The 20,773-nt window shown below is 61.1% G+C and carries 24 protein-coding genes; 13 read left to right on the top strand and 11 right to left on the bottom strand.

Annotated elements, in window-relative coordinates:
* The first annotated feature begins 79 nt into the window (after positions 1-79).
* Both J2X71_RS27715 and J2X71_RS27710 read left to right on the top strand, forming a co-directional pair.
* Positions 80-814, top strand: a complete 735-nt coding sequence (locus J2X71_RS27715) for an SDR family oxidoreductase (protein ID WP_310387218.1) — start codon at positions 80-82, stop codon at positions 812-814.
* A gap of 173 nt (positions 815-987) precedes the next feature.
* Complete coding sequence (locus J2X71_RS27710; RefSeq protein WP_310387216.1) at positions 988-1,533, top strand: ATP-binding protein; 546 nt, start codon at positions 988-990, stop codon at positions 1,531-1,533.
* 47 nt (positions 1,534-1,580) lie between these two features.
* Here J2X71_RS27710 and J2X71_RS27705 read toward each other — a convergent pair whose 3' ends face one another.
* Positions 1,581-1,853, bottom strand: coding sequence for an alpha/beta fold hydrolase (locus tag J2X71_RS27705; protein WP_405049763.1), 273 nt, complete (start codon positions 1,851-1,853; stop codon positions 1,581-1,583).
* Positions 1,854-2,268: 415 nt separating this feature from the next.
* Between J2X71_RS27705 and J2X71_RS27700 the strand changes: the two genes are divergently transcribed.
* From J2X71_RS27700 to J2X71_RS27685, 4 genes are all read left to right on the top strand, one after another.
* Complete coding sequence (locus J2X71_RS27700) at positions 2,269-2,571, top strand: hypothetical protein (protein WP_310387213.1); 303 nt, start codon at positions 2,269-2,271, stop codon at positions 2,569-2,571.
* Positions 2,572-2,651: 80 nt separating this feature from the next.
* Positions 2,652-3,242 (top strand): DUF1003 domain-containing protein, encoded by a 591-nt coding sequence (locus J2X71_RS27695; RefSeq protein ID WP_310387211.1) that lies wholly within the window; start codon positions 2,652-2,654, stop codon positions 3,240-3,242.
* A 16-nt stretch (positions 3,243-3,258) separates the two neighbouring features.
* Entirely contained in the window at positions 3,259-3,702 is a 444-nt protein-coding gene (locus J2X71_RS27690; RefSeq protein ID WP_310387209.1) for a pyridoxamine 5'-phosphate oxidase family protein, read from the top strand.
* Positions 3,703-4,099: 397 nt separating this feature from the next.
* Positions 4,100-5,854 carry an acetolactate synthase 3 large subunit gene (locus tag J2X71_RS27685; RefSeq protein WP_310387207.1) on the top strand — a complete coding sequence of 585 codons (1,755 nt, stop codon included), beginning with the start codon at positions 4,100-4,102 and terminating at the stop codon, positions 5,852-5,854.
* A gap of 70 nt (positions 5,855-5,924) precedes the next feature.
* Here the strand turns inward: J2X71_RS27685 and J2X71_RS27680 are convergent, their stop codons facing one another.
* The 3 genes from J2X71_RS27680 to J2X71_RS27670 form a co-directional block, all read right to left on the bottom strand.
* Positions 5,925-6,794, bottom strand: a complete 870-nt coding sequence (locus tag J2X71_RS27680; protein WP_310387205.1) for a Na+-dependent transporter — start codon at positions 6,792-6,794, stop codon at positions 5,925-5,927.
* Positions 6,795-7,004: 210 nt separating this feature from the next.
* Positions 7,005-7,661 carry a glutathione S-transferase family protein gene (locus J2X71_RS27675; protein ID WP_310387577.1) on the bottom strand — a complete coding sequence of 219 codons (657 nt, stop codon included), beginning with the start codon at positions 7,659-7,661 and terminating at the stop codon, positions 7,005-7,007.
* 21 nt (positions 7,662-7,682) lie between these two features.
* On the bottom strand, positions 7,683-8,324 hold the full coding sequence (locus J2X71_RS27670; protein ID WP_310387203.1) for a dihydrofolate reductase family protein: 642 nt from the start codon (positions 8,322-8,324) through the stop codon (positions 7,683-7,685).
* Positions 8,325-8,414: 90 nt separating this feature from the next.
* On the opposite strand from J2X71_RS27670, the gene J2X71_RS27665 reads away from it, so the two are divergent.
* Positions 8,415-8,933: a helix-turn-helix domain-containing protein gene (locus J2X71_RS27665; protein WP_310387201.1), complete on the top strand. Its 519-nt coding sequence runs from the start codon at positions 8,415-8,417 to the stop codon at positions 8,931-8,933.
* 17 nt (positions 8,934-8,950) lie between these two features.
* Here the strand turns inward: J2X71_RS27665 and J2X71_RS27660 are convergent, their stop codons facing one another.
* The gene (locus J2X71_RS27660; protein WP_310387199.1) at positions 8,951-9,541 is read right to left on the bottom strand and encodes a TetR/AcrR family transcriptional regulator; all 591 of its coding nucleotides are present in this window, start codon (positions 9,539-9,541) and stop codon (positions 8,951-8,953) included.
* A gap of 157 nt (positions 9,542-9,698) precedes the next feature.
* On the opposite strand from J2X71_RS27660, the gene J2X71_RS27655 reads away from it, so the two are divergent.
* Both J2X71_RS27655 and J2X71_RS27650 read left to right on the top strand, forming a co-directional pair.
* Positions 9,699-10,457 (top strand): SDR family oxidoreductase, encoded by a 759-nt coding sequence (locus J2X71_RS27655; protein ID WP_310387197.1) that lies wholly within the window; start codon positions 9,699-9,701, stop codon positions 10,455-10,457.
* Positions 10,458-10,512: 55 nt separating this feature from the next.
* Complete coding sequence (locus tag J2X71_RS27650; protein ID WP_310387196.1) at positions 10,513-11,481, top strand: SDR family NAD(P)-dependent oxidoreductase; 969 nt, start codon at positions 10,513-10,515, stop codon at positions 11,479-11,481.
* On the opposite strand, the gene J2X71_RS27645 is transcribed toward J2X71_RS27650, so the two are convergent.
* Positions 11,478-12,377, bottom strand: coding sequence for an SDR family oxidoreductase (locus J2X71_RS27645; RefSeq protein ID WP_310387194.1), 900 nt, complete (start codon positions 12,375-12,377; stop codon positions 11,478-11,480). The genes J2X71_RS27650 and J2X71_RS27645 overlap by 4 nt on opposite strands.
* A gap of 181 nt (positions 12,378-12,558) precedes the next feature.
* Here J2X71_RS27645 and J2X71_RS27640 point away from each other — a divergent pair, with 181 nt between their 5' ends.
* A complete protein-coding gene (locus tag J2X71_RS27640) occupies positions 12,559-13,419 on the top strand; it encodes a helix-turn-helix transcriptional regulator (RefSeq protein WP_310387193.1) in 861 nt (286 codons plus the stop codon).
* On the opposite strand, the gene J2X71_RS27635 is transcribed toward J2X71_RS27640, so the two are convergent.
* On the bottom strand, positions 13,402-14,520 hold the full coding sequence (locus J2X71_RS27635; RefSeq protein WP_310387191.1) for a metallophosphoesterase: 1,119 nt from the start codon (positions 14,518-14,520) through the stop codon (positions 13,402-13,404). The two genes, J2X71_RS27640 and J2X71_RS27635, sit on opposite strands and share 18 nt — an antisense overlap.
* Positions 14,521-14,651: 131 nt before the next feature.
* The gene (gene gcvA, locus J2X71_RS27630; protein ID WP_310387188.1) at positions 14,652-15,545 is read right to left on the bottom strand and encodes a transcriptional regulator GcvA; all 894 of its coding nucleotides are present in this window, start codon (positions 15,543-15,545) and stop codon (positions 14,652-14,654) included.
* A 117-nt stretch (positions 15,546-15,662) separates the two neighbouring features.
* Here gcvA and J2X71_RS27625 point away from each other — a divergent pair, with 117 nt between their 5' ends.
* From J2X71_RS27625 to J2X71_RS27615, 3 genes are all read left to right on the top strand, one after another.
* Positions 15,663-16,367 (top strand): SDR family oxidoreductase, encoded by a 705-nt coding sequence (locus J2X71_RS27625; protein ID WP_310387186.1) that lies wholly within the window; start codon positions 15,663-15,665, stop codon positions 16,365-16,367.
* Between the two features lie 321 nt (positions 16,368-16,688).
* Entirely contained in the window at positions 16,689-17,474 is a 786-nt protein-coding gene (locus J2X71_RS27620) for a class I SAM-dependent methyltransferase (protein ID WP_310387185.1), read from the top strand.
* Positions 17,475-17,956: 482 nt separating this feature from the next.
* A complete protein-coding gene (locus J2X71_RS27615) occupies positions 17,957-18,172 on the top strand; it encodes a hypothetical protein (protein ID WP_310387183.1) in 216 nt (71 codons plus the stop codon).
* Positions 18,173-18,206: 34 nt separating this feature from the next.
* On the opposite strand, the gene J2X71_RS27610 is transcribed toward J2X71_RS27615, so the two are convergent.
* Genes J2X71_RS27610 through J2X71_RS27600 form a run of 3 tightly spaced genes read right to left on the bottom strand, consistent with a single transcriptional unit; the run spans position 18,207 to position 20,770 of the window.
* A complete protein-coding gene (locus J2X71_RS27610) occupies positions 18,207-18,980 on the bottom strand; it encodes a methyltransferase domain-containing protein (protein WP_310387181.1) in 774 nt (257 codons plus the stop codon).
* A 3-nt stretch (positions 18,981-18,983) separates the two neighbouring features.
* Positions 18,984-19,748: an ABC transporter ATP-binding protein gene (locus J2X71_RS27605; RefSeq protein ID WP_310387180.1), complete on the bottom strand. Its 765-nt coding sequence runs from the start codon at positions 19,746-19,748 to the stop codon at positions 18,984-18,986.
* The gene (locus J2X71_RS27600) at positions 19,745-20,770 is read right to left on the bottom strand and encodes a FecCD family ABC transporter permease (protein WP_405049762.1); all 1,026 of its coding nucleotides are present in this window, start codon (positions 20,768-20,770) and stop codon (positions 19,745-19,747) included. Before J2X71_RS27600 ends, J2X71_RS27605 begins: the two co-directional genes overlap by 4 nt.
* Positions 20,771-20,773 lie beyond the last annotated feature (3 nt).

Raw genomic sequence — 20,773 nt, 5'->3', positions numbered from 1 at the left:
CATATGCGAATTCAAAACCTGAAGAATCCTTCTTATTTTCAATCTGCTCGCAACGAACAGGATTTTCAAGGATCTTCAGATGACAGACAGCTCCAGCCGCATCGCGCTCGTGACCGGCGCGAACAAGGGTATCGGATATGAAATCGCCAGACAGCTCGCCCAGGCCGGCGTGACTGTTCTGCTCGGCGCGCGTGATGCGGAGCGCGGGCAATCGGCGGCCGAGGAACTGGTCTCGCAGGGGCTTGATGTGTCGTTCATCCGGATCGATGTCTGTGACACCGGGAGCATCGCTGCCGCCGCTGCCGAGATCGATGCGGGGCATGGCCGCCTCGATATTCTCGTCAACAATGCCGGCATTGCCGACTATACCGACGGCGCTCCCGGCAAGGCTTCGCTGGAGGCTGTGCGCCGCGAGCTGGAGACCAATTTCATCGGCGCGCTCGCGGTAACGCAGGCGATGCTGCCGCTCTTGCGCAGGGCCGGGGCAGGGCGCATCGTCAACATGACCAGCAGCCTCGGCTCCCTGACGCTGAACGGCGATCCAAGCTGGCCGTTCTATGGCGTTCGCCTTATCGGCTACAATGCCTCGAAGGCGGCGCTGAACATGCTGACGGTCCAGCTCAATGCCGAGCTCAGCGATACCGGGATCACCGCCGTATCGGCTTGCCCCGGCCTCGTCGCCACCGATCTCAGCGGCCACCGCGGCGATCGCACGCCCTCGGAGGCTGCGGCTTTTCCGGTGCGAATGGCTTTGCTTCAAGGGCGCGACCTCAAAGGCATTTGCCAGAGCGAGCAGGGCGCTATCCCCTGGTGATGGCCTTCTCATTGGCAATTGACGGAAAGCGTGTCCGCCACAGACGCATTGTGTGAGCAAGTTCAGAGGGATAGAAATACATACATAGGTGGTGGCCGGCTCTCGTCAGTCGAGGCACAAGGTCAAATGCGGAGGTTCCGTCGCCGATCAGGATCGCAGGAGGCGAGTTTCGGATGGTGATGTCTTATCGGCAGGCAGTGGCTGCCGCCGAAGATCTGGTACGAACCGAGCCGCGGATCGTATTCATGATGTGCGGTTTGGCAGGTTCCGGCAAGACGACCTTTGCACAGCGGCTGGAGGCGCTCGGATGTGAGCGTTTCTCGATCGACGAAGAGGTCTGGCGGCATGACGGGCGTTTTGGCGTCGATTATCCGGAGGCTGCCTATGCCGATCTGCAGGCCGCCGCGGAAACGCGGCTGAGGCTCCGCCTTGAAGACCAGCTCATGCGCGGCACGAAGGCAGTGATCGATTTTGCCTTCTGGAATGGGGCGGCTCGCACCCGCTACCGTGGGCTTGTCGAAGCCCGTGATCACCGGTGCCGCGTCATTTATCTTCAGGTGGAGGAGGCGATTTTGCGCGGTCGTTTGAGAGAACGCTCAGCACGACGTGATGCAAATGCCGCGTTTCCGATAACGGACGAGCTGCTCGCGAAATATGTCCAAGGCTTTGATATTCCGAGCGAAGAGGAGGCATGGATCGTGCAGGCGACATTCGATTGAGAAAGTTTCCCTGCGAGGGCGCGACGAAAGCCACGCCCTCGGGAGGGTCAGGCGTCGATCGCGGCCGCGGCACTGGCGACAAAGTCTGCGACCGCTTCGGGCTGCGACAGCATGGGGACGTGGCCGCTTTGCAGGACAAGCGTCTCGCCCTTCATGTGCGAGGCGGAATCGCATTCCACGGCCGGCGGGATCGTTTCGTCTTTGGCCGCAACGAGGTACCAAGAGGGCTTGGAACGCCATGCGGCCCGGCTGATCTTGTCGCCAACGCTTGCACGGCATGCCGATAGCGACAGCAACGGATATTGCTCAGCCGATGCCATAAGCAATAGGGGGTGCAGAGACGCGATTGGCGGCCTGCCTGTCTGCGATAGCTCTAGCAGCCATGAAAGTCCAACACACGTCACCCCAATTCCAGGTGACGGCTTCATGGCGTTTTTCGCCGAAGATAACAGGCGCTGTAACGTAGAATTGTTGCGCAGTAGCCGGAGCGTGCAGAGACAAAAGGAAGATTGTTCGTATAACGTGACGCGATTTTCTTCGCTATTTTATTTTCTGATTTTAGAAAAGTCTCTAATTTCGATATATAATATTTATTATATGAGAATAATCGAAGAACGTGCTATGATTTCTTTTTCTATCTATGAATTTGACTTTCGGCCGGCACCCATCGAACAGGCGGGGAACCTGCTGCAGAAGCGCGGATCATAACGTTCGTGCCGTCGACCCCCAGGGGCAATGGCCGCAAAGACAGCGTCTCGGCCAGGCGCGGATAAAAAAATGATTGGCGAGATAGATATGCAATCGGCACGATATGGAAATAAGGATCTGAGGTTCGCAAGGCTCCACGCCGTGAAGGCGGAGCAGCGCATCACCGGCCAGGAAATCGTCGTTAAAAGGCTGCGGCTGACGGGGAGGCCGCTGGATGTCGAAAATGCGCTGTTGGGCAGGCTGTACGATCGCAAGAGACGGGTTATCTACCACTTGAAGCGTATCGAAGATTCCCTTGATGTGACATCGCAATCCGAAGTGACACCGTAATCTGGGATCAATGCCGGTGCGGCTGATCGGCCATATTGTCATGGTCCGGTGCCGGCCGGTGCATTCGACGGGAGAATATCATGTCGGCCGGCACTGTTGCTGAAATCTCCGACGAGGCAATCGGTTCCGGCGCGAACAGATACCTCGGCAAACCGTTCGAGCTCTTAACCGAGCGCGAACGGGCAGTCTTCCGGCGACTGATCTCCCGGCACGCGATTGCCCATGATTCCAATCAGTCCTTCGATGCAAAGCTGACACCGTCGCAGCGGCTGGCGGACAAGGTGGCGGAATTCGGCGATTCGTGGACCTTCATCATCCTCTTCGGGATCGCCCTTGCAGTATGGGTCGCCGGCAATCTGCTGGCCGCGACGCGCGCCTTCGATCCCTATCCCTTCATCTTCCTCAATCTCATCCTTTCCATGCTGGCGGCCGTGCAGGCGCCGGTCATCATGATGAGCCAGAATAGGCATGCCGCCAAAGACCGAGTGGATGCCGCGCACGACTACGAGGTCAATTTGAAGGCTGAGATCGAAATCATGGCGCTGCATGACAAGCTCGACGAGCTCAGAAATACCGATCTGAAATCGCTCGTCGCCCAGCAGCAGGAGCAGATCGCACTTCTGACGAAATTGATGCTCGGCCCGCCGGGTCAGCAACGGCAGGACCTTTAAAGTACCGGAGGCTAGCATGCAGCTGCGAGAAATGACCGATAATGCCTGCATCGAGTTTCTGGCGAACCACATGTTTGGCCATCTCGGGTGCAGCGGTGAGCAATATCCCTATATCGTTCCCATTCACTACGCCTATGAAGGACGCCGGCTGTTCATGTTTTCCATGCCTGGCCTGAAGATCGACCGTCTCAGGGCAAACCCCCTGGCCAGTTTCCATGCCGAAGAGCTCGGCCAGGACAGAAAGTGGAAAAGCGTCCTTGTTCACGGTCGTTTCGAGGAGCTGACGGATACCCCCGCGCGCCGAAATGAACGCATCCATGCATGGTCGCTTCTGGAAAAGCGTGCCTTCTGGTGGGAGCCTGGATCTTTCAATTTCGACGGCGATACGGATGAGCCTGTGGACGGGCCGATCTTCTTCAGCCTTTCGATCGAGGTGCTTTCGGGACGGCAGACGATCTGACGGTCCCGCGCGGCATGTTTCGCCTGCGGGCCGGGGACGCCCCGGCAGCCAAGCCGGATCGATAACCCATCAGCCATCAACATCTGACAAGGCGAACAGCGGTTCGGGCCGAACGCACAGATGCGATTGACGGAGCGCAAAATTGCGGTTAGCTCTTACGCCCATGAAAATCGCAATGGTTCTCGTCGTGGTGATATCGCGCATGGGCAGGACGGTGTAACCGTCCGGCATCAGCCACCCATGCGCCGAACACAAGGTCCCTGACGGGGCCTTTTTTTATGCCCCGTCGCACCCCCAATCACCTCATCAACGACGGAACATTGCTATGACCGGCGATAAGGCTAGCTTTACCCAAAATTCTCCCGAGACTTCCGCGAATACTCCCTCTGGCCGCCTGATGAACGGCGGCGAAATCGTTCTGCAGGCGCTGCGCGACAATGGCGTCGAGCACATTTTCGGCTATCCCGGCGCTGCCGTGCTGCCGATCTATGACGAGATCTTTCAGCAGGACGAGATCAAGCATCTGCTCGTGCGCCACGAGCAGGGGGCCGGCCATGCCGCCGAAGGTTACGCCCGCTCGACCGGCAAGGTCGGCGTCATGCTGGTGACCTCAGGACCAGGTGTCACCAATGCGGTGACGGCGCTGCAGGATGCGCTGATGGATTCCATTCCGCTCGTCTGCCTGACCGGCCAGGTGCCGACGACGCTGATCGGCACGGATGCCTTTCAGGAATGCGATACGGTTGGTATCACGCGGCCCTGCACCAAGCATAATTTCCTCGTCGATCACATCGATGATCTGGCTAAGACGATCCATCTCGCTTTCAGGATCGCCACATCGGGCCGGCCGGGGCCGGTTCTGGTCGATATGCCCAAGGACGTGCTGTTTGCGAGCGGGCTTTATGTCGGCCCGAAGGAGATATCGGTGCCGGCACGCTACGAGCCGCGGACGGGCGGCGATCGCGAGGCGATCGCGGCTGCGGTCAGGCTGATGGCGCAGGCGAAGCGGCCGGTCCTCTATACCGGCGGCGGCATCATCAATTCCGGGCCGGAGGCCTCGCGCCTGCTGCGGGAGCTGGTGGAGCTGACGGGCTTTCCCATCACCTCGACGCTGATGGGGCTTGGCGCCTATCCCGCGTCAGGGCCGAACTGGCTGAAAATGCCGGGCATGCATGGCTCCTATGAAGCTAATATGGCGATGCATGATTGCGACCTGATGGTTGCGATCGGGGCGCGTTTCGACGATCGCGTAACCTCGCGCGTCGACCGCTTTTCGCCGGGCTCGAAAAAGATCCATATCGATATCGATCCATCCTCGATCAACAAGAATGTATCAGTCGATATCGGCATCACGGGCGATGCGGCGGCGGTGCTTTCGGAGATGATCGAAGCCTGGCGGGCGCTTCCCGCCATACCGGAGCGGAAGCGGATGGATGCGTGGTGGACCGAGATCGAGCAGTGGCGGGGGCGAAAATCCTTTGCCTATGAGAGGCGCCGGGACGAGATCATGCCGCAATATGCACTGGAGCGGCTGCATGCGCTGACCACCGATCTCGACCCGATCGTGACGACCGATGTCGGTCAGCATCAGATGTGGGCGGCGCAACTCTTCGGCATCGAGGGGCCGAACCGATGGCTCACTTCTGGCGGGCTCGGCACGATGGGATACGGGTTGCCGGCGGCCATCGGGGCGCAGATTGCCCATCCCGGGCGGCTGGTTCTCGGCATTGTCGGTGATGGTTCGGTGCAGATGACGCTGAAGGAGCTTTCGGCGGCGATGCAGCATCAGGCGCCGGTCAAGATCTTCATCTTGAACAATGCGCAGCTCGGCATGATCCGGCAATGGCAGCAGATCCTGCATGGCAACCGCCGGGATCGATCTTACTCCGCTTCGCTGCCGGATTTCGTCAAGCTGGCGGAAGCCTATGGCGCGGTGGGCTTGCGCTGCGAGAGGCCGGATGAGCTGGATGCGAAGATCAGGGAGATGATCACCATCGACCGGCCTGTCCTGTTCGACTGCCGTGTCGCGGCGCTCGAAAACGTCTATCCCATGGTTCGCAGCGGCCGGCCGCATAATGACATGCTGTTTGGCGAGGATGTGCGTGCGGCGGAAGCGGAGGGCGAATTCGGCTTCAGCCAGGGGCTCGTCTGATCGTCTGCAATGGATTGGCCGGTGTCGCAGGATACCGGCCAATGCAACGAGATGAGGTGGCCTATATCCATTACTTGTCGAGGCTCTTCGCAGGCGCGACGCTTATCCGGACAAGTTTCAAATAGGGTATCGAGACCAGTGCGCCTATGAAAACGTGCATCAGCACGACCGCCACCGCGGCTTTTTCATCGGGAAAATTGAATGCGGCGATCGCCATTGCGACACCGGGATGCCGCGTGCCTGTCGCGAGCGCCAGAACGACGCGATCATGCGTGTGCGGCCCACCCAGGACGTGGCCGACCAGCAGGCCAAAGGCGGTGAAGAGGGCAAGGAACAGAAGGAGTCCCCTGCCGACGAGCACCCAGACCGCAGGCAGCGTCACGAAAAGAACGGGCAGGGCGGCCAGAATGAGAAGGACCGTTCCTGATATCGCGACCGGTTGGGCGATCCTGGCGGCGATGGTGGGCGCGAGGCGCTCGACCAGCATGCCGAGCACGAGCGGCACGATGACGGATATGAGGACGATGGGCACGACGCGCGTCGCGGGCATCCGGTAGTCTGCGTGAAAGACGATGTCTGCCAATGCGATGGCGAGTGGAACGAGGAGGACGGCCAGAAAGGAGGCCGTTACGCACAGGCTGATCGCGTAAGAGGATGTCCCGTCCGCTCGTTTCTGCTTCCACGTCAGGATTGGCGGAACCGGGGCCATGGCAAGTCCGAGGAGCGCGATCTGGAGCGGCGGGGGCAGCGGAAAGAGATAGGCGGCTGCGAGGGCAAAACCGAGCATGACGATATTCATCGACAGGATGGATTTGAACAACAGCATGGGGCGGGCCAGCAGATACGCGATGTCTTTGAGCGTCGCCCGCAGCCCAAGTGCAAAGACGATCGAGAACAGGCTGGCCCTCAGAGCGAGCATGATCCATTCCGCAAGTGTCATTGCTGCCCCCGCTGGCCGGTTTATCATGCGCTTGCCGATGCGCCTGGCTGTTATGGGGCGATCGGTAGGGAAAAATGGCGCAGGGCGGAAGTACGTTACAGTAAATACCCGATATCTTCAGATGCTGCCGTTATCAGCTATCGAACAAAGGCGGTTTTGCACCGATACCGCTTGCCGCGGTACCTGCGCGAAAGCGGAGCGCTCACCCGTTCAATCACGCCCGGCAGGTGCTCCTAGCGGATAGAGGTGACGGTAGGGGCGCGCTTCATCGAGTGCGCGGGCATAGCTCGGGCGCTGGAGCAGGCGGGCGCGATAGGCGCGGACATTCTCAAAATGCTCGGGGATCGGATGCGCCCAGTCGGCATAGAGCAAGGCCGGGGCGGCCGAGCAATCGGCGAGGCTGAAGGTTTCGCTGACCACCCACTGCCTGCCCTTCATATGCGCGTCGAGAATGCCATAGGCGGTTTCGAGCGCGTGGCGCCAGCGGACATAGCCGTCACCGGGCTCGACCTCCCGGCCGAGCGCGGCATTGACCATGCGCTGCTGGGGATATTGCAGGTAGTTATCGAAGAAGCGGTCCCACATGCGCACCTTGATAGCCGTTGCCGCATCCTTGGGGATCAGCGGTTGGTCGCCGGGGCTGAGCGCGTCGATATATTCGATGATGCTTGTCGCTTCGAAAATGAAGTCGCCGCCATGCTCAAGGATCGGAAAACGCTTGATCGGCCACTTTGCCGAAAACTCCGAGGTGATCGGCTCGCTTCCGTCAAGAAGCCTCACCTCGAAGGCCAGGTCCTTCTCGTAGAAGGCGGTCTTCGCCTTCTGGGAGTAAGAGGAGAGCGGGTGCAGGTAGATCACCAGCGACATGGCGGCGGACATGGGCAAGCCTCACTTCGAGAGCACGACATGCGCGGCCAGTTCCGTCATCTCGTGGGATTTGACGGAGAAGCCGAGCGCCGGCAGGTCGATGCCTTCGAACATGGCTTCGCCCTTGCCGAGGACGACGGGGGAAATGGCGAAATGCATCTCGTCGAGCAGCCCTGCCTGCAGATATTGCCGGACAGTGCTGACGCCGCCGCCGATCTTGACGTCCTTGTCGCCGGCTGCGGCCTTGGCCTTTTCAAGCGCTTCCTCGATGCCGCCCGTGATGAAATGGAAGGTGGTGCCGCCGTCCATGACGATGGGCTCGCGGGCGTAGTGGGTTAGGATGAAGGTGGGCGCGTGATAGGGCGGGTTCGGACCCCACCAGCCTTTCCACTCTTCGTCAGGCCATTCGCCCCTGATCGGGCCGAACATATTGCGGCCGAGGATGAAAGCGCCGAAGCCCGCCATGCCTGCCGCACCATACTTGTCATCAACGCCAGTCGTGCCGTCGTCCTTGCCGATCATGGTGCGGAAGGTGCGGGTGGGGAAGAACCATTGGTGCACCGCCATGCCGCCTTTGCCGAGGGGATTTTCAAGGCTCTGGTCAGGACCGGCGCCGAAACCATCGATAGAAAGGGAAAATGCAGCAACACGTACACGTGTCATGTCAGCCTCCATCTGATTGCATTTTGAAATCGGTTGAGTTGTTGCATAACCGATCCTATGATGCAACTGGTTTTTCCCACGGAGTCGGATATGAATATCGAAATGCGGTCGGGCTGCCCGATCAACCTGACGATGGAGGTGCTGGGCGATCGGTGGAGCCTTGTCATCATCAGGGATATCATGTTCGGCAATCGCCGTCACTTTCGCGAGCTCTTGACGCAGTCGGAGGAGGGTATCGCCTCCAATATTCTGGCGGCACGTCTCAAGCGGCTGATGTCCTACGGGCTGATCACCAAGCTCGATGATCCCTCCCACAGCCAGAAGTCGATCTACAGCCTGACGGAAGCCTCGATCCAACTCGTGCCGATGTTTGCGATGATCGGCGCCTGGGGGCGCAGGCATCTGCCGGTCAGCGAGGATCTCAGCATTCGCGCCGAACTCTTGGAAGAGGGCGGCCAGCCGCTCTGGGACGAGTTCATGGAGGATCTCAGAAGGATCCATATCCAGGACCCGATCGGCGGGGCGAACGGATCAGTCAAATCGCCGGTTCTGGCGCGACTGACGGCGGCCTTTCTGGAGGTGCGCGCCAAGATGAATGCGGCAGGATAGGTTTCCGTCCACGAGGTTCAGTATGATTTTGCCGGCCAGGTGGACAGCGCCTGATCGGCAACGGCGTTCAGCATGTCGCGGCTGAAACCGGCTTTGGCCTGTACCGCCATGCCGTGGGTCATCGCCATCACGAATGCCGCAAGGGCTTCCGTATTGGCCGTTTCCGGCAAATCGCCTTCTGCCTTCGCCTGCTCGAAGCGCTCATGAAGCTGTGCCTGGCCAGCAGCGCGGAAGTCGATCAGCGCCTGTCGCACGGGTTCGGTTTCGTCCGATCCCGCCACGGCGCCATTGATGCCGAGACAGCCCGTATGATTGGGAAAACGCGTATTGAGGTCGACCGCATTGTAGAGGATGTGGGCTGCGACCTGGCGCGAGGTGGGGAGCTTGAGCGCTTCCGGAAGATAATCCAGATATCGCTCGGAATAGCGATCCAGCGCCCGCCGGAAGAGCGCTTCCTTGTTGCCGAAGGCGGAATAGAGGGCGGGTCTCTCGACGCCGGCAGCCTCTGTCAGGTCAGCATAGGACGCTCCCTCGTAGCCCTTGCGCCAGAAAACGCATAGCGCCGCATCGAGCACTTTCTCCATGTCAAATTCGCGATGGCGTCCCATCAGATCAACTCGGCCAATTTCATAATGATCGTTATTAAACCACTTGACAGGCTTTGTCTACATTTCATACCACTCATTACAGTAACGATCGTTACGAAAAAGGCGCGGCCGCTCGATGAGGGCAGGCAGTGTCCGATAGTGTGTAGAAAGGATTTCCATGTCGAATATTCTGAAGGGCAAGGTTGCGCTCGTGACCGGTGGTTCTCGCGGGCTCGGTGCCGCTACGGCGGAGGCGCTGGCCGATCAGGGTGCTGATGTTGCGATCAGCTATGTGGCCTCTGCCGCGAAGGCCGAGGCGGTGGTGGAGAAGCTCAGGGCGACGGGTGTGCGGGCTCTGGCGATCAAGAGCGACCAGGCCGACATGACGGCGGCCAAGCCGCTAGTCGACAAGGTGATCGCCTATTTCGGCAAGCTCGACATTCTCGTCAACAATGCGGCGATCGCCGTGCAGGGCAAGACGGTCGACAATCCCGATTTGGATACGGTCAATCTCGATCGCCAGTGGCAGATCAATGTCATGGGTGCAGTGGCGACAACGCGTGCGGCAGCACCCGTGCTGTCGGATGGCGGGCGGATCATCTTCATCGGCTCGCTGCTCGGCACGCATGTGCCGTTTGCCGGAGCTGCCGACTATTCGGGAACGAAAGCGGCCATCGTCGGATATGCGAAAGGTGTTGCCCGCGATCTCGGTGGACGCAACATCACCGTCAACGTCGTTCAGCCTGGCGTGATGCCGACAGACATGTCTGCCGAAGTGCTGGGTGATGGCGTGCCCGACGCGCTGATGAACCTGCACACGATCCGCCGTATCGCGACGCTTGAGGAAGTGTCCGCGCTCATCTGCCATCTGGCGGGACCGCATGGAGGCTACATGACCGGCAGCGTGATCGATGTGGCCGGTGGCCTGGCAATCTGACGCCTGGCAGGCGTCGAATATCGAAACTCCGAGATCAACCATTGAAGGACAAGACATGACCAAAAGCTTTGGCGCAAAATCGACCGCCGACGAAGTGCTTTCCGGCGTCGATCTCACGGGAAAGCGGTTTCTCGTCACCGGTGTCTCATCGGGCATCGAGCTCGAAACGGCGCGCTCGCTCGTGTCCCATGGCGCAAGCGTCGTCGGAACGATCAGGGACCTCGCCAGGAGCGAGCCCGCCGCTGCGCCTGTTCGGGAGGCAGCAAAGCAGGGCGGCGGCAGTCTGGAACTGATCGGGCTCGATCTGGCATCCCTGAAAAGTGTTCGGGCCGCGGCGGACAGGCTGCTTGCCGATGGCCGGCGCTTCGATGCCGTCATCGCCAATGCCGGGGTCATGGCAACCCCATTCGGCCGGACGGTCGACGGTTTCGAAATGCAGTTCGGGACCAACCATCTCGGCCATTTCGCGCTGATCGTCGGCATCGAGCCGTTGCTTGCCGACAATGGGCGGCTGGTGGTGCTGTCGTCGCAGGCGCATCGCGTTGCCGATGTCGATCTCGACGATCCGAATTTCGAAGCGCAGGAGTACCAGCCCTTCGTCGCCTATGGGCGGTCGAAGACGGCCAATGCTCTCTTTGCTGTGGAATTCGACCGGCGGCACCGGGGTCGCGGCATCCGGGCTGCGTCGGTGATGCCTGGCAACAGCATCACGGATCTTCCCCGGCATTTCTCGCCGGAGGCATTGCAAGGTCTTTTGGAGACCGTCGGCAAGGCGCGCGCCGAGGCGGGGCTTCCGCCTGCGGAACTGAAAGAAATTCCGCAGGCGGCGGCAACATCCGTCTGGGCGGCTGTTGTGGCCGACAGGGATGAGATCGGCGGGCGTTATCACGAAGATTGCGCAGTTGCGCCGATCAACGACGCCGAGAGCCCGTTTGCCGACGGTGTCAGGTCCTATGCGCTGGATACCGACAAGGCACGGCAGCTCTGGGTGAAAAGCGAGGCCTTGATCGGCGCCTTGGTTTAAGCCGCCAGGCTGTCGTAATCCATCGCATCGAGATCGGCGATCAGGCCGGGACCTGTCGGATTCCATCCAAGGGTCCGGCGGGTCTTTTCGCTGGAGGCCGGGAAGTCGAGGCCGGCGAACATTGCCATCCATCCGAAATGCTCCGCCGCCTTTTCCGGCGTGACCGAGACGACTGGCAGCTTCAGGCCGCGGCCGAGAGCTTCGGCGATCTCGCGCATGGTCACACCTTCCTCGTCGACGGCATTGTAGCGGGCGCCGGGTTCAGCACGTTCGATGGCCAGCCGGTAGAGCAGGGCGACGTCCAGCAGGTGGCCGGCGGGGAAGCGGTTGCGGCCTTCGCCGACATAGGCGGAAACGCCCTTTGCCTTTGATATTTCGATGAGTGGCGAGACGAGGCCCTGCTTGAACGTGTTATGGACTTGGGGAAGGCGCATGACGGATACGTTGACGCCGGCATCCAGAAGTGCGTTGCCGGCAAGTTCGGAAGCGATGCGCGGGTTCGGATGCTCGATATTGAAGACATCCTCGCTCGCGAGCTCTCCGAGATGGGCATTGCCGATGCCGGTGCCCGAGGTGATGAGCAGCGGGCGGTTCGAGCCCTTGAGAGCCTCGCCCATTGCGGCAATGACGCGGCTGTCCTTCTGGCAATTCTCGACGAAACGCGAAAAATCATGGTCGAAGGCCGTGTGGATGACGGCATCGGCCTTTTCGGCGCCGCGCTGGACGCTTTCGGGCTCTTCCAGCGTCCCCTTGTGAACGTCGACACCTGCCTCTTCGAGCGCTTTTGCGCCGGCATCCGAGCGGGTCATGCCGATGACATGATGGCCTGCCTTCAGGAGTTCGGGGATGATCGCCGAGCCGATGAAGCCGGTGGCGCCAGTGAGGAAAATGCGCATGGGTATCTCCTTGTTTCAAAGCATGCCGCTGCACGCTTTAAGTCCTTGTTTTTTCGCATGTCGTTATCGCAAAACCGCTTCACACTTTTGCGCGACTGGCTTTACAGACCCCAATATTGCGCTATGTTTTATGCTGTTAAAGTAGTGACGTTATCCTATTATAATGGCTAACAGGGACAGCATGAGCACCGACGGCAGCCCCCTTGGCACCTTCCTTCGCGACCGCCGCTCGCGCCTCGATCCGGCCGTGTTCGGATTCTCGGGCCGCCGGCGCACGCCGGGCTTGCGACGCGAGGAGGTGGCGCAGCGCGCCAATATCAGCCCCACATGGTACACATGGCTGGAGCAGGGGCGCGGCGGGGCACCCTCCGCCGACGTGCTGAACCGGATCGCAAACGGCCTGATGCTGACCGAGCCGGAGCGCGAGCATCTCTTCATTCTCGGCCTCGGCCGGCCGCCGGAGGTGCGCTACCGCGCCGTCGAGGGCATCAGCCCGCGGCTGCAGCGGCTTATCGATACGCTGGAGGTCAGCCCGGCTTTGGTGCGCACGGCTGCCTGGGATATCGTTGCCTGGAACCGGGCGGCGACCATCGTCATGACCGATTACGGGAAGCTTGCGCCCGGAGACAGGAACATCCTGCGGCTGCTCTTTTCCAACTCCGGCGTGCGCAATGTTCAGTATGACTGGCAGGCGATGGCCCGCTTCGTCGTCGGCGCCTTCCGGGCGGATGCGGCGCGGGCGGGCGCGACCTCGGAGATAGCAGAGCTGGTGGAAGAGCTTTGTCGCACCAGCGCGGAATTCAAGCGGATCTGGGAGGAGAACGAGGTGATCGCGCATGGCGAGGGAACCAAGCGGCTGAAACATCCCATCCTCGGCGATATCGCGCTCGAATATTCCGGCTTTGCCATCGACGGCCGGCCGGATCTCAACATGGTCGTCTACAATCCCGTCGATCCCGATGTGGCCGAGCGTATTCGCCTGCTGGTGAGGGAGAGCGAAAGCCGGCCGGTTGCCGATCTGCTGTCAGGAACCCTTCCGTAACGTGAAGACCGTCAGTTCCGAGGGCCGGCCGAGCCTGAGCGCAAAGCCCGGCCAGAGCGCGGTGCCATTGTTGACGTAGAGATGCATGGCGCCGACCCGGTAGAGGCCGGAGACGAAGCCGCCGTTGGCACGGGCGACCAGCCGGTCGAGGCCGAGGATCATGCCGCCATGGGTGTGGCCTGACAGCTGCAGGGCAATGCCGGATTTGGCCGTCTCGGCTGCCATTCTTGGCTGATGGTCGAGAAGAATGATCGGGGCTTCGGCCGGAGCGTCTTTCAGGGCCGCGGCAAGATCGGGATTGGGCATCGGTCTGCCGAATGCTGCCAGATCCGTCACACCGGCAATGACGATGCGATCAGCACCGCGCTCGATGACGGCGTGGTCGTTCATCAGCATGCGCATGCCAAGACTGGCGTCGTGCGCTATCCAATCGTCGTAGCCGAAATAATATTCGTGGTTGCCGGGAATGGCGAAGATGCCGTCGCGCGCCTCGAGCTTCGCCAGGGGTGCGATGTCCGCACGGCGCTTTTCCAGGCGGCCGTCGATGAAATCGCCCGTCACGACGATCAGGTCGGTTTTCAGATCATTGGCCTTCTTCACGAGCGCTTCGGCCCAGGACGCCGGAAAGAGGCGGCTGAGATGCAGGTCGGTCAATTGCAGCAGGCGGTAGCCGTCGAAGGAATCGGGGAGATCCCGGATTGCTATCTCGACATTCTTCACGGGTGGAATGCGCACGGCTCCAGCGACGCCAAAAGCGGCCAGGCCGAAGGCCGCGAGCCCGATGATATAGCGGACCTCAGGGGGCACGGCCGGGAATTGTCCCTCGATGAGAGCAAGGACAAGCGAGACGGCGTCCAGCGCGATCTGGAAGACGGCCAGCAGGAGCGTCGCACCGAAGAGGAAATTCAGTACGATAATCAGCGGGCGCGGATATTCGGGCGCGAAGACGGAACCCGACGAGATACGGTTCAGCAGTACCTGCTGGGAGGCGACCAGGAGCACGCCGGCAAGCAGCGCCTTGGCAGGCCATATCCACGGCAGGGGCAGGATGAAGCGAAGGAGGACAACCAGCCATGGAAGCCCGAGAATGAAATGGAACATTAAATAGGCCTGTGATTATCGATGCTTATCGGAGGGAATGAAGAGATTGAATCTGGTGTCTCCGGCGTCCTGCGCAAGGGGCTAGTCGTTCTTCATGTCCGCCAAGCTGACGCTGCCCCGTGCGCGAGCGCTCAGCCTGCCTTCTGCGCCTCAGTGAACAACCAGCCGATCACGGTTTCCCGCGCAGGAGATTTCCGGTAGCGGGGCCAGACGAGGTAGATGTCCGAAGGGCCGCGCAGTCTGGCTTCGAAGACACGCACCAGCCGGCCCTTGGCCAGATCGTCGGTGACGAAGCCGCCATTGGCGAGAACGATGCCCTGTCCGGCAATCGCCGCCTCGATGGCGTGCGAGGTCTGCGAAAAGCTGATGCCCTTGAAGGAGGGGCTGCGGCTGTTTGTGAGGTGGCGCTCGACGAATTCCGGCCAGAGATTGTGGGCATCGTGCAGCAGCGGATAGGCCGCAAGCTCCTCGGCCGTGCGCGGTGCATCCCGGCCGGCAAGCAGCAGCGGACTGCAGACGGCAATGACCTCCTGCTCGAACAGGAGCTCGGCGTTCAGGCCCGGCCCGAAGGGCGGGCGGCCATAGCGGACGGCGAGATCGACGCCATCGACGACGAAATTCGAGATGCGCTCGGTCGCCAGAATATGCAGATCGAGATCGGGGTGCAGAGCCGTGAAGTCAGGCAGGCGCGGGATCAGCCATTTGGAGGCGAAGGTCGGCGTCGTGCTGATGGTGAGCTTGATCGCCTGCGGCTTCAGTTCGTCCGTTGCGCGGGCGATGAGCTCGAAGGCGCGCCTGATATCGGCGATGTAGCGCCGGCCCTCGGCCGTCAGCGCCAGCGTGCGGGGAAGCCGCTCGAAGAGGGTCAAGCCAAGCTGCGCTTCGAGCCCGCGAACCTGCTGGGCGACGGCGCCCTGCGTCACACCGAGCTCTTCGGCGGCAAGCCTGAAGTTCAGGTGGCGCGCCGCGACTTCGAAGGCTCTGAGGCCATTGAGGGAGGGAAGCTTTCCCGGGATATCGCTCATCGAGTAGTTTTTCTACTGCCATAAAAGAGGAGAACTGGTTCGCGCTCACGTGACGGAGATGGTATCGTGCGTGCACACATCGATCAATCGACGATATCACTTCAGGAGGGCACCGAAATGTCAGTAGAAAAAGTGGCTGTTATCACCGCAGGCGGCAGCGGCATGGGCGCCGAAAGTGCGAGACGCCTTGCGGCCGATGGATACAAGGTTGCAATCCTGTCTTCCTCCGGCAAGGGCGAGGCGCTGGCCAAGGAGCTCGGCGGTGTCGGGGTCACCGGTTCCAACCAGTCAAACGAAGACCTGAAGCGGCTGGTCGATGCGGCGATGCAGGCCTGGGGCCGTATCGACGTTCTCGTCAACAGCGCCGGACATGGACCGCGCGCACCGCTGAATGAGATCACCGACGAGCAGTGGCATACGGGCATGGACGTCTACCTGATGAACGTCATCCGCCCGGTGCGGCTGGTGACGCCGATCATGCAGGCGCAGAAGAAGGGTGCGATCGTCAATATCTCCACGGCCTGGGTCTTCGAGCCGTCGACGATGTTCCCGACCTCGGCGGTCTTCCGCGCCGGCCTTGCCGCCTATACCAAGCTCTTTGCGGATACCTATGCGGCCGAGAACATTCGCATGAACAATGTGCTGCCCGGCTGGATCGACAGCCTGCCTGCGACCGAGGAGCGGCGCGAGACCGTGCCGATGCAGCGCTATGGCACGAGTGCGGAAGTTGCCGCGACCATCGCGTTTCTGGTGTCTGATGGGGCGGGGTATATTACCGGCCAGAGCCTGAAGGTGGATGGCGGGTTAATGCGGTCTGTTTGAGCGGCAGGGATGGGTTGCTGAGGCGGGCCGCGGCCCACGTTCTTCTCGGATAAGCTCTACACAAGGTGTTTTCTCGATAAGAGAGAACACCTTTTGATTGTGCGCCGAGGGGGATTGGATTTGGCAAACATGATTGGCCCAGCAGACCTGATTGATTTTCATTCCGGTCTTAAGGCGTCGGACCTCAAGAACTGGAAACACGTGCCTGCGTCGGCGGTCGTTCAGCCGACGGCGGAAATGAGCTGATCTCGAGGCTCGCGCTGCTGCGGATGGCAAGCGGACGTAGAAGCAAAGATTGGAAGGACGTGAAGGACGATGAGCATGAACACAAACGATGTCGCCACTCATTGGGAAAGCAATGCGGAGACTTGGACGATCTATAGTCGTGCAGGTTACGACAAATATCGCGACGCACTTAACACGCCCGCCTTTCTGGACATGTTACCCCCGATCGCAGGTCTGACGGGACTTGATCTCGGTTGTGGTGAAGGCACCAATACCCGCGCAGTAGCCCAACTTGGTGCCCGCATGACCGGGGTGGACATCGCACCTACCTTCATTCGCTATGCCCGCCAAACGGAGGCACAGGACCCACTCGGTATCGACTACGTGGTTGGCGACGGCCAGAGCCTTGACTTTCCGGAAGGGAATTTTGATTTCGTCACCGCCTTTATGTCGCTGATGGACATGGCTGACCAGCAAAAAGTTCTGGGGAGCCTTCACCGCATTCTGAAGCCCGGTGGGTTCTTGCAGTTTTCGATTCTGCATCCATGTTTCGTTCCGCCGACCCGCCGCAATATCCGCGATGAGAGCGGCGCTGCAGTTGCCGTTCAGGTTGCCGACTATTTCGATGAGACCGACGGGCGCATCGAGCGCTGGCTGTTTTCCGAGATTCCAGCTGAAGAGCGTGCAGCGCTGACACCCTTTTCGGTGCCGCGTTTCCATCGCACGCTGACAAGCTGGGTATCCATGATCGTCGGTGCCGGCTTCATAATCGAGGCGTTTGGCGAACCAATGGCATCGCCGGAAGTCGCCCTTGCCGAACCTGTAGTAGCCGATACCCGCGTTGCGCCAATCTTCCTACACATCCGAGCACGCAAACCGTGAAAGCTCGTTGATGGCTCGGATATTCGATCTCCGCCATTTCTTGGTTATGCCGAAACCTGTGAGCCGGATGCTCCCCACTTCCGGCTCATCTGGATAGATGTCGGCGTTATGCGGCGCTTTATGGTTCGACCGCTGACAGCAATCAGATGCTCGATCCACCAATATCTCTGCCGGCTGCAGCAACGCGCTGAGATATTGAACAGCGACGGCACCTATTCGCCTGAGATGTTCAAATAGGTGCCGACAGTTCTTTTGGGTCAACAGGGCGAATATTAGCGCCGCCGTTCTGTCATGTGGCCTCCTTGATCACCGTCTCCCATTGCCACGACGGTACGCCGCTCAAAGCCGGCCGCTGCCAATGGCTTCCGTCTGTGGCGGCTGATCGTTGAGGGCAGGGGCAGCTTGAACTATTCGGCTCTGCGCTTATTGTCAGGCGGTGGACATTGCGCCCATGCCCGCGACGATCGAGAAGGCCCGAAGCCATGCAGAAGTTCACTGTGTCCATCACGCGAGAGATCGAGGCCGATACCGCCGAGGAGGCCGCGCTTCTCGTCTATCAGGAGCTTGCCAAGGACGCGGCACCGCTTCGCTATCTGGTCGCGGACGAGACGAAGAGGACGAGAACTGTGACACTGGATCGGGCTAAGGCGGACGAATTCGCCGCTGTTGATCATACTGCCGATCCTGGCAACTGGTAGGCAGCGGCTGACCGGTCGGCCCCCATTCGAAGTATCAGGGCCGCCGGCAGGTCAGGATGAAACGGCGGTAGACCAGCGTTCTAAGCTTATTTCTGAGGTTGGCATTCTTCCTCTGCGCCCGGGCGATCGGGGCGTGGGAGTGTAGTTCGATGCCTGTAAAGCCTGCCGGTCTCAGGAGCGGCAGTAGCATGTCGGGGCGCAGGCCGGAGCCGAAGGGCAGGGCTGACATGATGCGGGCATGGCGGGTGCTGAGCGCGCCATCATAGTTGCTGTCGGCGCCGATGAAACGGTCGATCCAGGAGATCAGCAGGCTGGCGATGCGGCCGGTCGGTTTCGGGCTTGCCCAGTCGCCATCGAAGAAGAGCAGAAGGCCGCCGGGTTTGAGGATGCGGAACCACTCGGCAAAACTTTCTTCCGGCCGCGTCAGCGTCCAGACGAGGTGGCGGCAGATGATCGCGTCGTAATGCGCATCCGGCTCCAGGGTGTTTTCGGCGTCCGCCAAGATGAAGCGCAGGCGCTCCTTGCCGGCGTGTTTGGCGCGGGCAACCTTCAGCATCGCTTCGGAGAAATCGAGCGCGGTAACGTCATGGCCGAGATCGTGGATCAGGCGCGTCACTTCGCCGGTGCCGCAGGCAAGTTCCAGCACGTGTTTGGGCTCAGGGCCGAGGGTATCGCGGATCGGTTTCTGCCAGGCATCTGCCTCCGGGCCGGGGGCGATCTTGTGGCCGAAGGCGAGATCGAAGGTTTCCGAGCGTTTCGACCAGTAGTCGCGGATCTCTTCCTTCAGATCGAAATTTACGCCATCCATCTCTCAGCCCATCCGATACTGGATATGTGTGCGGCCATGCACGGCCGATCTTTCGATATGGGCGCGCACGCCGAAGACGCGGGCGATCAAGGCTTCGGTCAGCACCTCCTCGGGCGTGCCTGCGGCCACGACCTCGCCCTTCTGCAGCACGGCCAGGTGATCGCAGAACATCGCCGCCAGATTGAGATCGTGGAGCGCGATGATGGAGGTGAGGCCGAGTCTGGCGACCAGCGCCAGGATATCGAGTTGATGCTGGATATCGAGATGGTTGGTCGGTTCGTCGAGCAGGAGTTCGCTCGGCGTTTGCGCCAGGGCTCTGGCGATATGCACGCGCTGGCGTTCGCCGCCTGACAGCGTCTGCCAGAGCTGGCCGGCGCGCGCGGTCATGTCGACGCGGGCGAGTGCTTCCGCAACGGCGGCATCGTCATCGGGTCCCCAGGAGGCGATGAGGCCGCGATGCGGGGTGCGGCCGAGGCGGACGATATCGCGCACGGTGAGCTGCGTGTCGGTCGTCGACTGCTGCTCGACCAAGGCGATGCGGCGGGCAAGGGCAGCGCGCGAGAGGCCGGAGACATCGTCGTCGCCGAGGCGGATGACGCCGCTTTTGACCTGCCGCAGCCGGCAGATCAGGCGTAGCAGGCTCGATTTGCCGGAACCGTTCGGCCCGAGCAGGCCGAGCACCTTGCCCTTTTCGACTGATATGCTGATGCCGTTGACGATGACGGTATTGCCGGCGGCATAGGTGACCTTGTCGACTGATATGCTCATGCGCTTCTCCGCACGCGATAGAGGATGATGGCAAAGGCCGGTGCGCCGAAGAGCGCGGTGACGACGCCGATCGGCAAGATCTGTTGGGGAATGATGATGCGCGAGACGATGTCGGCGCCGACCATGAAGATCGCTCCGCCAAGCGCAGTCGCCGGCAGCAGGCGGCCATGCGCGGGGCCGACGAGGAAGCGGGCGGCATGGGGAATGACGAGACCGACGAAGCCGATGGAACCGACCATGCTGACCACGCCTGCCGTCATCGCCGCTGTCACGCCGAGCAGGGTGAACTGCACGCGGCGCACGGCGATGCCGAGGGAGGCTGCGGCATCCGTGCCGAAGGCAAAGGCATCGAGGGCGCGCACATGGGCAAGACAGACGATCAAGCCTGTCAGCGCGACCGGCACGGAGAGATAGACATCCGGCCAGCGCACGCCGGAAAGCGAGCCGAGCAGCCAGAAAAGCACGCCGCGCGCCTGTTCGGCATTGGCCGAGGTTGTGACGATATAGGACGTCAGCGCATTGAAGAGCTGCGAGCCCGCCACGCCGCAGAGAATGATGCGCTCGCTGGTGCCACCCGCGCCCGCCGCCAGAATGCCGACCAGAAGAAAGGCGACGACGGCGCCGATGAAGGCGCCGCCGGAAATGCCGAGCACGCCATAGCCGAGGCCTAGGATCATGACGCAGACGGCGCCGGTGGAGGCGCCGGCGGAAATGCCGAGCACATAGGGTTCGGCGAGCGGATTGCGCAGCAGGGCCTGCAGCACCGTGCCGCAAAGCGCCAGCGACGCGCCGGCACTGGCCGCCACCAGCGCGCGGCTGAGGCGGTAATCCCAGACGATGCCCTGGTGGATGCGGCTGAGTTCGAATGCCGTGCCGAACAGGCGGTTGGAGACCGCCTTTGCCGTGGTGGCGAGCGGGATCGATATCTCGCCGATCGAGACGGCGAGACTGATCATGATACCGAGCAGGATGAAGGCGGCGATGGTGAGCGTGGCAAGCACCCACCATCGTCTCTGTGGCAAGGC

It is taken from the genome of Rhizobium sp. 1399 (genome assembly GCF_031455475.1).
Classification (GTDB): Bacteria; Pseudomonadota; Alphaproteobacteria; order Rhizobiales; family Rhizobiaceae; genus Rhizobium.
This window is presented reverse-complemented; position numbering and strand designations above follow the sequence as displayed.

Excerpts from the sequence above, each read along its gene's own strand:
- J2X71_RS27715 (WP_310387218.1), top strand. The coding sequence starts at position 80 with ATGACAGACAGCTCCAGCCGCATCGCGCTCGTGACCGGCGCGAACAAG.
- J2X71_RS27710 (WP_310387216.1), top strand. The coding sequence starts at position 988 with ATGGTGATGTCTTATCGGCAGGCAGTGGCTGCCGCCGAAGATCTGGTA.
- J2X71_RS27705 (WP_405049763.1), bottom strand. The coding sequence starts at position 1,853 with ATGGCATCGGCTGAGCAATATCCGTTGCTGTCGCTATCGGCATGCCGT.
- J2X71_RS27700 (WP_310387213.1), top strand. The coding sequence starts at position 2,269 with ATGGCCGCAAAGACAGCGTCTCGGCCAGGCGCGGATAAAAAAATGATT.
- J2X71_RS27695 (WP_310387211.1), top strand. The coding sequence starts at position 2,652 with ATGTCGGCCGGCACTGTTGCTGAAATCTCCGACGAGGCAATCGGTTCC.
- J2X71_RS27690 (WP_310387209.1), top strand. The coding sequence starts at position 3,259 with ATGCAGCTGCGAGAAATGACCGATAATGCCTGCATCGAGTTTCTGGCG.
- J2X71_RS27685 (WP_310387207.1), top strand. The coding sequence starts at position 4,100 with ATGAACGGCGGCGAAATCGTTCTGCAGGCGCTGCGCGACAATGGCGTC.
- J2X71_RS27680 (WP_310387205.1), bottom strand. The coding sequence starts at position 6,794 with ATGACACTTGCGGAATGGATCATGCTCGCTCTGAGGGCCAGCCTGTTC.
- J2X71_RS27675 (WP_310387577.1), bottom strand. The coding sequence starts at position 7,661 with ATGTCGCTGGTGATCTACCTGCACCCGCTCTCCTCTTACTCCCAGAAG.
- J2X71_RS27670 (WP_310387203.1), bottom strand. The coding sequence starts at position 8,324 with ATGACACGTGTACGTGTTGCTGCATTTTCCCTTTCTATCGATGGTTTC.
- J2X71_RS27665 (WP_310387201.1), top strand. The coding sequence starts at position 8,415 with ATGAATATCGAAATGCGGTCGGGCTGCCCGATCAACCTGACGATGGAG.
- J2X71_RS27660 (WP_310387199.1), bottom strand. The coding sequence starts at position 9,541 with ATGGGACGCCATCGCGAATTTGACATGGAGAAAGTGCTCGATGCGGCG.
- J2X71_RS27655 (WP_310387197.1), top strand. The coding sequence starts at position 9,699 with ATGTCGAATATTCTGAAGGGCAAGGTTGCGCTCGTGACCGGTGGTTCT.
- J2X71_RS27650 (WP_310387196.1), top strand. The coding sequence starts at position 10,513 with ATGACCAAAAGCTTTGGCGCAAAATCGACCGCCGACGAAGTGCTTTCC.
- J2X71_RS27645 (WP_310387194.1), bottom strand. The coding sequence starts at position 12,377 with ATGCGCATTTTCCTCACTGGCGCCACCGGCTTCATCGGCTCGGCGATC.
- J2X71_RS27640 (WP_310387193.1), top strand. The coding sequence starts at position 12,559 with ATGAGCACCGACGGCAGCCCCCTTGGCACCTTCCTTCGCGACCGCCGC.
- J2X71_RS27635 (WP_310387191.1), bottom strand. The coding sequence starts at position 14,520 with ATGTTCCATTTCATTCTCGGGCTTCCATGGCTGGTTGTCCTCCTTCGC.
- gcvA (WP_310387188.1), bottom strand. The coding sequence starts at position 15,545 with ATGAGCGATATCCCGGGAAAGCTTCCCTCCCTCAATGGCCTCAGAGCC.
- J2X71_RS27625 (WP_310387186.1), top strand. The coding sequence starts at position 15,663 with ATGTCAGTAGAAAAAGTGGCTGTTATCACCGCAGGCGGCAGCGGCATG.
- J2X71_RS27620 (WP_310387185.1), top strand. The coding sequence starts at position 16,689 with ATGAACACAAACGATGTCGCCACTCATTGGGAAAGCAATGCGGAGACT.
- J2X71_RS27615 (WP_310387183.1), top strand. The coding sequence starts at position 17,957 with ATGCAGAAGTTCACTGTGTCCATCACGCGAGAGATCGAGGCCGATACC.
- J2X71_RS27610 (WP_310387181.1), bottom strand. The coding sequence starts at position 18,980 with ATGGATGGCGTAAATTTCGATCTGAAGGAAGAGATCCGCGACTACTGG.
- J2X71_RS27605 (WP_310387180.1), bottom strand. The coding sequence starts at position 19,748 with ATGAGCATATCAGTCGACAAGGTCACCTATGCCGCCGGCAATACCGTC.